Annotated in this window: 8 protein-coding genes; 1 reads left to right on the top strand and 7 read right to left on the bottom strand. The window is 35.1% G+C overall.

Annotated elements, in window-relative coordinates:
• Window positions 1-9: 9 nt before the first annotated feature.
• The 7 genes from Q0845_RS07400 to purL form a co-directional block, all read right to left on the bottom strand.
• Complete coding sequence (locus Q0845_RS07400; RefSeq protein WP_298511287.1) at window positions 10-2,415, bottom strand: 3-hydroxyacyl-CoA dehydrogenase/enoyl-CoA hydratase family protein; 2,406 nt, start codon at window positions 2,413-2,415, stop codon at window positions 10-12.
• 168 nt (window positions 2,416-2,583) lie between these two features.
• Window positions 2,584-3,051, bottom strand: a complete 468-nt coding sequence (locus Q0845_RS07395; RefSeq protein ID WP_298511285.1) for a MarR family transcriptional regulator — start codon at window positions 3,049-3,051, stop codon at window positions 2,584-2,586.
• A 162-nt stretch (window positions 3,052-3,213) separates the two neighbouring features.
• Window positions 3,214-3,630 carry a hypothetical protein gene (locus Q0845_RS07390; RefSeq protein ID WP_298511282.1) on the bottom strand — a complete coding sequence of 139 codons (417 nt, stop codon included), beginning with the start codon at window positions 3,628-3,630 and terminating at the stop codon, window positions 3,214-3,216.
• A gap of 70 nt (window positions 3,631-3,700) precedes the next feature.
• Window positions 3,701-5,476 carry a long-chain fatty acid--CoA ligase gene (locus Q0845_RS07385; protein WP_298511281.1) on the bottom strand — a complete coding sequence of 592 codons (1,776 nt, stop codon included), beginning with the start codon at window positions 5,474-5,476 and terminating at the stop codon, window positions 3,701-3,703.
• A gap of 197 nt (window positions 5,477-5,673) precedes the next feature.
• The gene (locus Q0845_RS07380; RefSeq protein WP_298511280.1) at window positions 5,674-7,140 is read right to left on the bottom strand and encodes a T9SS type A sorting domain-containing protein; all 1,467 of its coding nucleotides are present in this window, start codon (window positions 7,138-7,140) and stop codon (window positions 5,674-5,676) included.
• A 319-nt stretch (window positions 7,141-7,459) separates the two neighbouring features.
• Complete coding sequence (locus Q0845_RS07375) at window positions 7,460-8,125, bottom strand: FMN-binding protein (RefSeq protein WP_298511278.1); 666 nt, start codon at window positions 8,123-8,125, stop codon at window positions 7,460-7,462.
• A 10-nt stretch (window positions 8,126-8,135) separates the two neighbouring features.
• Window positions 8,136-11,882 carry a phosphoribosylformylglycinamidine synthase gene (purL, locus tag Q0845_RS07370; RefSeq protein ID WP_298511276.1) on the bottom strand — a complete coding sequence of 1,249 codons (3,747 nt, stop codon included), beginning with the start codon at window positions 11,880-11,882 and terminating at the stop codon, window positions 8,136-8,138.
• Window positions 11,883-12,410: 528 nt separating this feature from the next.
• On the opposite strand from purL, the gene Q0845_RS07365 reads away from it, so the two are divergent.
• Window positions 12,411-13,514, top strand: coding sequence for a bestrophin family protein (locus tag Q0845_RS07365; protein ID WP_298511274.1), 1,104 nt, complete (start codon window positions 12,411-12,413; stop codon window positions 13,512-13,514).
• Window positions 13,515-13,566 lie beyond the last annotated feature (52 nt).

Genomic DNA, 13,566 nt, shown 5'->3' with positions numbered 1-13,566 from the left:
AAGACTAATTTAGTTTCTAAGCGGTTTCCCAGTCTTCAACATATGCTGAATACGCTCCAACGTTTTACGTTCTGTACATAAACTTAAGAACGCTTCACGCTCAATGTCTAGTAAGTAATCTTCACTTACCAATGTAGGTTCCGATAAATCTCCACCAGCCATTACATACGCTAATTTGTTGGCAATTTTATGATCGTGTTCACTAATGTACTTACTTGCTTCCATTGCGTCCGTTCCTACTAAGAACATTCCTAAAGCTTGTTTTCCAAGAACTTTTACATCTTTTCTACGAACAGGTTGTGTGTATCCAGATTCTGCCATTAGTTTCGCATGAGCTTTTGCTGTTGCGATTTGACGATCTTTGTTAACAACCACGATGTCTTTTCCTTTTTGTAAAACGCCCATATCGAATGCTTCATACGCAGACGTTGCTACTTTAGCCATTCCGATGGTTAAGAAGTGTTCTTGTAGTACGTTTAATTCTACATCACCTTTTCTGAAAGTATCTGAAGCTCTTAACGCCATTTCTTTAGAACCTCCACCGCCAGGAATTACTCCGACACCAAATTCTACTAAACCAATGTACGTTTCTGCGGCAGCGACTACTTTATCAGCATGCATAGAAAGTTCGCATCCACCACCAAGTGTCATTCCGTGAGGCGCAACAATTACAGGAATAGAAGAGTAACGTGCACGCATCATGGTGTTTTGGAACATTTTGATCGCCATGTTCAATTCATCATATTCTTGCTCGACAGCCATCATGAAAATCATTCCGATGTTTGCTCCTACAGAGAAATTCGCTGCTTGATTTCCAATAACTAATCCTTGGAAATCTTTTTCAGCTAAGTCAATTGCTTTGTTGATTCCGGCTAAAACGCCACCACCAATGGTGTTCATTTTCGATTGGAATTCTAGGTTGATAATTCCGTCTCCTAAATCTTCAATAACAGCTTCACTGTTTCTCCAAACTTCATTTGATTTACGGATATTGTCTAAAATGATGAATGCATCTTGACCAGGTTTCTTAGTCTGAGCTTTTGCAGGAATATCATAATAATACGTAGCTCCATCTTTTACTGTGTAGAAGCTTTTTTCTCCAGCAGCAACCATTTCAGTTACCCAAGCAGCAGGTTCTTTACCTTCCGCTTTCATTAATTCAATTCCTTTTTCAATACCAACAGCATCCCAAATTTCGAAAGGACCATTTTCCCATCCGAAACCAGCTTTCATTGCATCATCAATTCGGTATAATTCATCAGAAATTTCAGGAATTCTGTTTTGAACATACGCAAACATGGCTGCAAAGTTTTTACGGTAGAATTCGCCCGCTTTATCTTTTCCGCCAACTAATACTTTAAAACGATCAATTGGTTTGTCAATAGTTTTTGTTAATTCAAGTGTAGCAAACTTGGCTCTTTTCTTTTCGCGATATTCTAAAGTATCTAAGTCTAACGAAAGGATTTCTTTTTTTCCTTCTGCATTGACTGTTTTCTTGTAGAAACCTTGTTTTGTTTTGCTACCTAACCATTTGTTTTCCATCATTTTTTCGATGAAATCTGGTAGTTTGAATAAGTCGTGTGCTTCGTCGTCTGGACAGTTCTTGTAGATTCCGTTAGCAACATGAACTAAGGTGTCTAATCCAACTACATCAACCGTACGGAACGTAGCCGATTTTGGACGACCAATTACTGGTCCCGTTAATTTGTCTACTTCTTCTATGGTGAGTCCAAGTTCTTTTACTTGGTGGAATAGACTTTGAATTCCGAAGATTCCAATTCTGTTTCCAATAAACGCCGGTGTATCTTTTGCTAAAACCGAAGTTTTTCCAAGGAACTTTTCTCCATACATCATTAAGAAGTCTGTAACTTCTTGCTTACAATCTGGTCCTGGAACAACTTCAAATAGTCTTAAATAGCGTGGTGGATTGAAGAAGTGCGTTACCGCAAAGTGTTTTCTAAAATCTTCGCTACGCCCTTCATTCATAAATTGAATAGGAATACCAGAAGTGTTTGATGTAATTAACGTTCCTGGTTTTCTGTGCTTTTCAACTTGTTCAAATACTTTTTGTTTGATGTCTAATCTTTCTACAACAACCTCAATAATCCAATCGACATCTTTAATTTTGTGTATATCATCTGTTAAATTTCCAGTAGAAATTCTATTTGCGAATTTCTGTGAATAAATAGGAGATGGTTTTGATTTAAGAGACGCTTTCAGGTTGTCATTTACCAATCTGTTACGTACAATTTTGTCTTCAAGCGTTAAACCTTTCGCTTGTTCTTTTTCGTTAAGTTCAAAAGGTACTATATCTAATAGTAACACTTCGACTCCGATATTGGCAAAATGACAGGCAATTCCAGAACCCATAATTCCAGAACCGATAACTGCTATTTTGTTAATTGGTCGTTTCATCTTTTTTTCAATTTTTAAATTGTTAGTCAAAATTTACTCGATCATCGAGATTTAAAATGCGTTTAGCTTAGTCTCTATATTTTTATTTATTACAAATGGTTCGTGAGTCCTGTCAGAATTAATTTGTTTTATAATGAACAAGTAAATTTTTAGTATATTTTTTGGTTATTATTTATTTTCTGCGGCAGCTTCTACTGCTGAATCAGTATATATTTTTTTATTGCTGATGAGTTCTAGAATGATTTCTGAAACTTCATAGAAATGTTTTAATTTTTCTTCTTCTATGTTAGCGCGAATTGCGTCATTAAAGCGTAATACGGTGGTTCGAGAAACATCTCGCATCTCTTTTCCGAATTCTGTTAAACAGATTAATACACTTCTACCATCTTTTGGATTCTTTTTTCTGTAGATGAGTCCTTTTTCTTCCATACCTTTTAAGGTACGTGATAGGCTAGTGGCTTCCATTCCCATTTTTGGGCCTAGCGCGGTAGATGGTGTGCCTTCTTCTTGATCGATACTAAGTAATGTAAAACCTGTGGCCATGGTGCTGCCATATTTTCCAGCCTCTTCATTATACATTTTGGAGATGGCTTGCCATGTAGCTCTCATTACATGATCTATAGTTTTTTCTTTCATATAGTTGTTTGTGCTTCAAATATATGAAAAAATACTATGCATGCATAATAAAATAAAAAATAATTTTATGAATTTGCTAAAAATTTAGTAGTTGGAGTAGGAGAATGTTAGAAAATACGCTGTAAATCGAGAATTTATAAGTATTTGCGATTAATTTTTGAATTAATTGAAATGCTGGTTAGTTTCTGGTTTTTCAAGTAGGGTAGTTTCAAAAGTAATATCATATTTTTCAGCTAGCCTATAATTTAGAACACCATCTTTTTGTAATGCATCTAATCTTTTAAGTTTTCGAATAGGTTCTTTATTAGTCATTCTCATGATTTGATGTCCATACTTTTCGATGCGATCATTGTAAGATACGAAACAACCATAAATGTTTTGTTTTTTTATCTTTTTTTGGAAGAAGAATTTACGTTTTTCATTTTTAGTATAAAGATCAACAGATATGATATACATGAATCCATCAGGCCATAGAATTTCGAGCACAAGTTTTCCTTCATCGCATTCTTTTTCAGCTTTTAAATAGTAGCTAGTGTCAGCATATTTACGTTGATTCTCTTTTATTATTTTCCAACTCATTTTATGTTTTCTGAAATAGATATAAAAAAACCGCTCAATTTCTTGAACGGTTTGATTTTGATCGTATATTTTATGCACGATCGTAGATACGTTCGCAACAATCTTTGTAGATTTCTTTGATGACTTTTCGTTTCATTTTCATAGTTGGCGTTAATTCTCCACCTTCAATAGACCATACTTTTGGGATAAGTTCAAAACGTTTGATTTGTTCCCACTTCCCAAAATTGCTATTCGCTTCATCAACTTCTTGTTGAATACGCGTAATAATTTCTTCCGAGGCACAGATTTCTGCTTCTGTTTTTCCAATATTCTTTCCTTTCTTTTCAATCCAATCTTTAATGAATTCGAAGTTTGGTTGAATTAAGGCAGCTGGCATTTTTTCTCCTTCACCAATGACCATGATTTGTTCTATGAAGCGCGATTGTTTGAATCGGTTTTCTATCAAGGCTGGAATGACATATTTTCCTCCAGATGTTTTGAACATATCTTTTTTACGATCTGTGATTTTTAAGAAACCATCAGCACTTACTTCTCCAATATCTCCAGTATGGAAATATTCACCAGACATGACACTAGCCGTTTTTTCTGGATCTTTATAATATCCTTGCATTACATTTGGTCCTTTTACAAGGATTTCTCCATCTTCTGCAATTTTTACTTCTACATTGTCAATCACACGTCCAACAGTTCCAATTCTAAATCCGCCATTGCGTTGATCGTTTACAGATACTACTGGCGAAGTTTCCGTTAATCCGTATCCTTCCATGATTGGAATTCCTGCGGCAGCAAATACACGCGTCAAACGTGCTTGTAATGGCGCACTACCAGAAACCATTAATTTTAAGTTTCCGCCTAAACCTGCTTGCCATTTGCTAAAGATGAGTTTACGAGCTATTTTTAGTTTAAACTCATACAAAGCACCATTTTTTCCGTATGGTTCATATTTTAATCCAAGCTCAATTGCCCAGAAGAATAATTTCTTTTTGATTCCTGTTAAATCAGCACCTTTAGCATAGATTTTATCATATACTTTTTCGTATAAACGAGGAACCGCCGTCATTACATGTGGTTTTACTTCTTTTAAGTTATCACTGATTTTTTCAATAGATTCCGCAAAAAAGATTTCAATTCCACAGTATTGGTATAAATAAAGGATCATGCGCTCAAATACGTGACACACTGGTAAGAAACTCAATGCTCTTGCTTGTCCGTTATTTAACGGAACACGTTTTTGACTGTCTAATACATTTGTAACTAAGTTGTTATGAGAAAGCATGACACCTTTTGGTCTTCCTGTAGTTCCAGAAGTGTATATTAAGGTTGCTAAATCTTCTGGAGTTACAGCATCTTTACGCGCTTGTAATTCATCATCATTGCTTGTATCTGCTCCTAGTTCTAGTACTTTTGACCAATTGGTTTCTCCCGTAATTTGATCAAAAGTATATACTCCTTTTAGTTTTGTATTTCCTTTGATTGCATTTAGTTTCTCCACAATTTCTACATCCGAAACAAAACAATAAATGGCTTCTGAATGGTTTAGGATATATTCATAATCTTCTTTGGCAATCGTTGGATAAATAGGAACATTTTGTGCGCCTACTTGCAAGATACCAATATCCATAATATTCCATTCAGTTCTATTGTTGGTTGATATCACCGCAATTTTGTCATTGGCTTGTACGCCTAAACGTAATAAACCTCTACTGATGGCATTTGCTTGATCTATATATTCTTGTGTTGATGTCGAAATCCATTCACCATTTTTAAACGTTGTAAGGGACTTTGCTATGGGATAGTTTGCTAATTGGTAGTAAGGAAAATCAAATAATCGCGTTACATTAGTCATTCTCTGATTTGGTTTTTTTGTGAACCTGCAAAATATAAAAATTGTCAGCCAATTTCAAAAGAATGTTAAAAAAGCGCAGGATTTTATGTGATATTTGTAATAATTATGCTAATTTTTTCTGAGAATTGAATTCGCTTTTAATCTTCGCTCTTATTTTTTAGACAGATTTTCACACATTGAAAAGGACTGCTGTTTTACTATTCTATAAGTAATCTTAGCGTCTTTATTTTTCCTAACATATTTAGTTTTACCACATACGTGCCCGTATTTAGTTTTGAAGTATTTATGTATAATTTATTGTTGTAGAAAAATTCCGCTTGCTGTACTTTTTGTCCTAAAAGATTGTATATGCTGACTTGTACGTTTGAATAGATATCTTGTAAATAGATCGTAGCAGCATTTTTACTAGGATTAGGAGTTATGTATACTTTATCATTGTCAGCTACGGGATTTACACCTAAGATAGCACTATTACAATATACTGTTACTTCCTGATTGTCTGGATTTCCAATACCAAAACAACGGCCATTGGCAGAAATGCTTAGACTTCTAGGTTCGTTGCCTATTTCTTGATTGGAAGTTGGTCCTGTAACTCCAAAAACTTCAACCCATTGTGTTCCATTGTAATTGTAAATCTCTATTCTACCAGCGTTGTTATTGTCGGTGTTTTTAGGAATACTGACTGCGATATAATTGGCGTTTTTTGACAGAGCCATGGCTGTACCTAAACCATCTTCAGACCAATCTTGCATTGTTTCAGGAGCTATTGCATCTAAATGTTGCCAGTTTCCAGTAGCACTAGAATATTCTAAGGTGCGAACTCTTCCTATACTCGTATTACTGTTTGAAGCACGATTGTTGGATATTGAAATTATATCTCCACTTCCGTTTAAATCGAGTAGTTTGTTAGAATTTATATTGAAAGGAATGGATATAGGACTTCCTTTTAAATTCCAAGTGTTTGCATTTCTTTCATACACTTGTACAGGTGTGTCTCCTGCAAAAGCGATAATAGTTCCGTCGTCATTTATAGATATTCCTGTTCCTAAATAACCATCTTCATCTGTGCCAATAAAATCGGAGCCAATTTGTTGCCAATCTGTAGCATTATATTCAAATACTTTAACGTATCCAATGGCAAAGAGATTGTCATCTGCAGAGTTTGCCGATGGAGCAGCAATAATCATCGTATTTCCATCAAAATTTAAATCTACATTAGACAAGTTATCAAAAGCTTTATTTCCATAAATAGTAGTGCCAATTTGTGACCAATTACCAGTACTATATCTTAGAACGCGTACCTTACCTACATTTTGTTGTGGACCATTATCTCCTAATTGACTTCCTAAAGCCAGTGTTGTTCCATCTCCGCTTAAGCTTAGTGTTAGTCCTTCTTCACTTCCTAGAAAATCTTGATTTGTTTCTCCAACAATATCGCTTCCTAGTTGTGACCAACTTCCATTATTATTTTGGTAGACTCTTACAATTCCAGCACCTGAATTTGCAAAAGGAGCAGCAACAGCAATGGTAAGTCCGTCATCACTCATAGCTATTGAAGTTCCAAATTGAGAAAGTGTGGTGGTGATTTGGGCATTTTCAATAGTCCATTGTCCCATGGATAACAAAGGAGCTAACATTAATAAAAGTAAAAGTGTACGTTTCATTGTGGTGAATTTATTATTTGGAGTATTTTTTGGAAAGAAATTCAAGTAACTATTTGTTAAATGAAAGCGCAAATTAAAAAAATAAAAAGCCGCAAAAACACCATCATATATGACTTTGTGATGAATTAACCTATAATAGTGACGAATTAGAGCGCTATTCTTTGTGTGAAATTGTATGAAGTTTCTTTTAGAAAAGTCAAAGTGATACATTTTTGAAATTATAAAAATATAGATTTAATAAAATTCAATGATATACAAAAAAAGACCCACCGTAAAGCAGGTCTTTTAATATGTATTTTATATGTTGTGATATGATGAACTAATCTAGATATGCTTTGTATTTTAATAAACCTTTGTTGAGCATTTCAATTGCGCCCTTACTAGTAATGGTAGCACCCGAAATAACATCAATTTTAGAATTTCCACTCATCAATTGTTCATCCCTTTTGTAAAGTGCATAATTTGAGCTTTCTAAACTTAATACACTTCCCACAAATTGAGATTCAAATTCAACTTTGCTCATATTTGCTCCCAAACCAGGAGTTTCCCCTTTATGATCGAACTCAATCTGAACGACTTTCAATGTTTTTCTATCTACAATTACTTTTGCCCAAATTTTGTCCCAGAGTCCTTTCCCAAAAACAGGTAAAATGGCTTTCGAAGTATTTTTAATTTCAAAAATTGGATACACTTCTGGCGTATTGTCTTTTGTGTTGGAAAGATACAATTTGAGTGCTTTTTCCATACCAATAGGCTTAATGTTTCCGTTTTGATCAATGACTTTAAAATTTAGGATTGATTTTAAATCTTTGGAATCATTGAATGTTGAATCAGCTAATTTGCCAAATTCATCAATGAGAGCATCTAAGTGAAATCCATAACTTGGCTTTAAAACACTTACAGACGTTTGTTTTGTAGGTATTTGTTTTTTATCACAACCAAGTACGATACTTCCAAAAAATACAAGTAAAAGCAATCTTTTCATCAAGTGAATCTTATTTATTCTTTGCTTCAATCCATAATCTTGCATTGACAAATGCTTCTAACCAAGGAGAAACTTCATCTTTTCTTCCTGCTGGATAGTTTGCCCAATTCCACTGGAATGTAGAACGTTCAATATGTGGCATGGTCACTAAGTGTCTTCCTGTTGTATCGCACATCATTGCGGTATTAAAGTCAGAACCATTTGGATTTGAAGGATAACCTTCATAACCATATGTAGCAACAATATCATATTTACTTTCTTCGTATGGAAGTTTAAATTTCCCTTCTCCATGAGAAATCCAAACACCTAAAGTCGTTCCCGCTAAGGTAGAAAGCATTACCGAATTGTTCTCTTGAATTTTTACAGAAGTAAAGGCACTTTCGTGTTTTTGAGAATCATTATACGTCATTTTTCCATGTTCGTCATGATCTGGATTGATGACTTCCAATTCCATAAACAATTGACAACCATTACAGATTCCCACAGAAAGTGTGTCTTCTCTTTTAAAGAAGTTTTTCAAGGCTGTATTTGCTTTTTCATTGTATAAAAATGCACCAGCCCAACCTTTGGCAGAACCTAATACATCTGAATTTGAAAATCCTCCAACAGCACCAATAAACTGAATGTCTTCTAGTGTTTCACGTCCCGAGATTAAATCGGTCATGTGTACATCTTTTACATCAAAACCAGCTAAATACATTGCATTTGCCATTTCACGTTCAGAATTTGAACCTTTCTCACGGATGATTGCTGCAAGTGGTCGTTTTACGTCATTACGAGGAGTTTGCGACGAAGTAATCTCATTATTCGCAGCAGATTGCTTCACGCTGTTCGCAATGACGTCACTTAGTTTGCCAGTGAAATGACTAGGAAATGTATATTGTAAAGGTTGATTTTTATAATTGTCGTAACGATCTTGTGCCAAACCATTTGCAGTTTGTTTTTGATCGAGTAGGAAAGAGGTTTTGTACCAAGTATCTCTTTTCTCTGCAACATCAAATGTAAAACTATCTTCGTGATTTTTAATGTTGACAGTTGCAGTATTGGTAACATTTCCAATATTGAAAAAGGCAATGTTGTTTGCGGTCAATGTTTCCTCTACACTTGCATCCGCTTGGAAAACGATTCCAGCATTTTCAGCAAATAATACTTTGATTGAATCTTCTTCTGCTAAATCAGAAATGTCAAGGTTTGCACCTAGATTAACATCCGCAAAACACATTTCAAGTAGCGTAGTGATCAATCCGCCAGAAGCGACATCATGACCAGCTGCAATTTTATCTTCTTTAATTAAGTTTTGAATCGTGTTGAAAACAGTTTTTACATACGCAGCATTTGTTACATTTGGCGCTTCATTTCCAATCGCATTTAATGTTTGATTGAACGAACTTCCACCTAATTTAAAATTGTCTTGTGAAATATTAATATAGTAGATATTTCCACCATCTAGTTGTAAAACGGGCTCTACCACTTTGCTAATTTCATTACAATTTGCTGCCGCAGAAATGACAACGGTTCCTGGAGAAATTACTTCATCGTCACCATATTTCTGTTTCATTGATAAAGAATCTTTTCCAGTTGGAACGTTAATTCCTAAATCGATAGAAAACTCTGAAATCGCTTTAACAGCCTCATATAAACGCGCATCTTCACCTTCATTTTTACATGGCCACATCCAGTTTGCAGACAACGAAACACTTTGCAAACCATCTTTTAATGGTGCCCAAATGATGTTTGTTAAAGCTTCTGTGATTGAATTGCGACTTCCCGCTTCAGGATGTATCAATCCAGAAATTGGCGAATGTCCAATAGACGTTGCAATTCCTTCTTTACCATTATAATCTAGTGCCATGACACCAACATTATTCAACGGAATTTGTAATGTACCTACGCATTGTTGTTTGGCAACTTTTCCACCAACACAACGGTCCACTTTATTCGTCAACCAATCTTTACAAGCAACTGCTTCTAACTGCAATACTTGATCGAGATAAATGTGTAAATTTTTGGTTTTATATCTTGGGTTTTTATAATTTCTTTTAACAGTAGTGTCTGTCATGATGGTTTTTGGCGAACTTCCAAACATATCGCTCAACGCTAAATCCATTGGTTTGTCACCTTTGGTTGCTGATTCAAACGTAAAACGATCGTCACCAGTCACATCTCCAACGGTATACATTGGTGAGCGTTCACGTTCTGCAATTTTGTTGAGTGTTTCAATATGTTCTTCGGCAATGACCAATCCCATACGTTCTTGTGATTCGTTTCCGATGATTTCTTTAGCAGACAATGTTGGATCGCCCACAGGCAACTTATCTAAATCAATTTTTCCACCTGTTTCTTCCACAAGTTCAGACAAGCAATTTAAATGTCCACCAGCTCCATGATCGTGAATCGAAACAATATAATTTTCGTCACTTTCTACCATTCCACGAATTGCATTGGCGGCACGTTTTTGCATTTCCGGATTGGAACGTTGTACAGCATTTAATTCGATTCCTGTTGAGAAAGCACCTGTATCTGCAGAAGAAACTGCGGCACCTCCCATTCCGATGCGGTAATTTTCTCCACCTAGAATCACTACTTTGTCTCCAGTTTTTGGAGTGTCTTTTATGGCTTGAGATGCTTTTCCGTAACCAATTCCACCAGCTTGCATGATAACTTTGTCATATCCCAATTTTCTGGCTTTTGCAGAACTAGAAGACGAGTTTTCTTCGTGTTCAAAGGTCAAAACAGAACCACAAATGAGTGGTTGTCCAAATTTATTTCCAAAATCAGAAGCTCCATTAGATGCTTTGATTAAGATGTCCATTGGTGTTTGGTACAGCCATTTTCTAGCTTTGAATTTTTCTTCCCAATATCTGCCTTCTTCCAATCGAGAATAAGAAGTCATATACACTGCTGTTCCTGCTAATGGCAACGAACCTTGTCCGCCAGCAAGTCTATCTCTAATTTCTCCACCAGAACCAGTGGCAGCTCCATTAAAAGGTTCTACAGTTGTTGGGAAATTGTGTGTTTCCGCTTTTAGTGAAATCACAGATTCAAATTCTTGCGTTTCGTAAAAATCTGGTTTGTCAGCCGTTTTTGGTGCAAACTGCTCCACTTTTGGCCCTTTGATAAAGGCTACATTGTCTTTATAAGCAGAAACAATATCGTTTGGATGTTGTTTCGATGTTTCTTTGATAAGTTTGAATAGTGAAGTTGGTTTTTCTTCTCCATCAATTACAAATGTTCCATTGAAAATTTTGTGTCGGCAATGTTCTGAGTTTACTTGAGAAAACCCGAAAACTTCAGAATCTGTAAGCTTTCTGCCTAATTTTTTAGAAAGATTGTCTAAATATTCAATTTCTTCGGTACTCAATGCCAAACCTTCTTGCTCATTGTAGGCAGCAATATCATCAATATCCAAAATAGCTTCAGGCTCAATATCAATCGTAAAAGTATCTTGATGCAAACCGTTGAATTTTTGAGAAATCATCGGATCAAAATCTGAAAAATCTTCCGCCACAGCATTAAACTCTTCAATTCTGATAATACCTTCAACGCCCATATTTTGGGTAATTTCTACAGCGTTGGTACTCCAAGGAGTAATCATAGCTGCTCTAGGGCCAACAAAAAAAGCATCCAATGATGCTTGTTCTATTTTTGCGACGTTGCCAAAAAGCCAGTTCAATTTTGCAACGTTTTCTGTTGATAATTCTTTTACTGTTTGTACAGCAAAAACTTTGCTGTGTGCGTTTCCAAAGAAATGAATCATTATGTAATTTTTGTGTGTTGTTGTTTTGAAAACGCAAATTTAATGTATTTGCTGATATTTTAACTTAAAATTGATACTATAATTTAGGAGTTATTCACGAGGTTTTGAACAGCTTGTTTTTAGAGGCGCTGTGCTGTTAGATTTTTAGATGGTTAGATACGCCTTACTTTTTGTTTTTTGAATGTTAGTTGTAGACTTCGCAAGTAATTTTGCAAGCTAAATTGACTAGAAATAAAAAAAGTAGCATAGCGCTACTTTTTAAATGATATATGTTTGAAATGCTTAAATTTTAGAAACCAAAGCGTTTTTTATATAAACCCATTTACCTTCAGCATCCAAATATGAATAGCTTGCGGTTCTGTTGGATGGAAACTATTATAATCAATCCAATAGGTAGTTCCAGTCAAATTAACATCGCTTTAAACTATTTTATATTTGCTGATTATACCTATTGTATGCCATCTATTTCCTATATGTTTACAGTTATGATGGTTTTTGTATCTTTCTCAGACTAATACAACCAATTTTATGTATACAAGACGAATATTTCCCATCAAAGGTGTTTTAAAATGGACACGTCGCCATATTTTTTTATTTCTTATTCTTGCTACGATTCCTGTAATTTTATTTGATGTCATTGGAATGAAATGGTTACGAGTTCCTTGGTTGCCATTGGGCGTTTTGGGTACAGCAGTTGCTTTTATTGTCAGTTTTAAAAACAACGCTTCGTATGATCGTTTGTGGGAAGCGCGCAAAATTTGGGGAGGAATTGTCAATGCGTCACGTTCTTGGACCATTATGGTGAAAGATTATATTACGAACGATTTTGCTTCTGACACTTTAGAAGAAAATGAATTGCAAACGATAAAGCGCGAGTTAGTGCACAGACATGTAGCTTGGTTGACCGCTTTGCGCTATCAGTTACGAAAGGACAAACCTTGGGAAATGCATTTAAAAAGTAAGCGCTCTAATAAGGAATTTCGTTCTAAACAATATAGAGTTTGTGAAGATCAAGAACCTATTTTGGAAGTTATTAGCGCTTATATTTCTGAACAAGAACAGGATGAAATATTTGCAAAAGGAAATCAGGCTTCTCAATTATTAGGAATTCAATCGAAACGACTAAAGGAACTGAAAACTAAAGGATTGATCGATGATTTTCGTCATATGGAAATGACCAATATATTGGTAGAGTTTTACACTTTACAAGGAAAAAGTGAGCGAATCAAAAATTTTCCATATCCAAGACAGTTTGCTACGTTGAATTATATTTTTGTTTGGGTTTTTATCATTTTACTTCCGTTTGGAATTATGGATGGTTTTGAAGGAATTGGCGATAGTATTTTAAAAGATTTGGCAACACATGAATCCAATTCGTCTACCGTTCATAAAATCCAAGAATTTATTGCTAGTCATTTTGAATGGTTTTCCATTCCGTTTAGTGCTTTATTGGCGTGGGTTTTCCATACGATGGAAGCTATTGGAGAAAATACAGAAAACCCGTTTGAAGGCGGACCAAATGATGTGCCAATTACAGATATGAGTCGCGGAATTGAAATTGATATCAGACAACTAATTGACGATACCGACATTCCAGCTCCGTATGTTTGGAAAAATGATATTGTAATGTAGGCTTGTTAGTTATTATGTTCGTTCTGTGTTTTTCTTTATTCATTCTATGAAA

The sequence above is a fragment of the uncultured Kordia sp. genome, from assembly GCF_947489565.1.
Classification (GTDB): domain Bacteria; phylum Bacteroidota; class Bacteroidia; order Flavobacteriales; family Flavobacteriaceae; genus Kordia.
The sequence above is the reverse complement of the archived record's forward strand: the minus strand, read 5'-3'. Positions and strand labels throughout refer to the sequence as shown.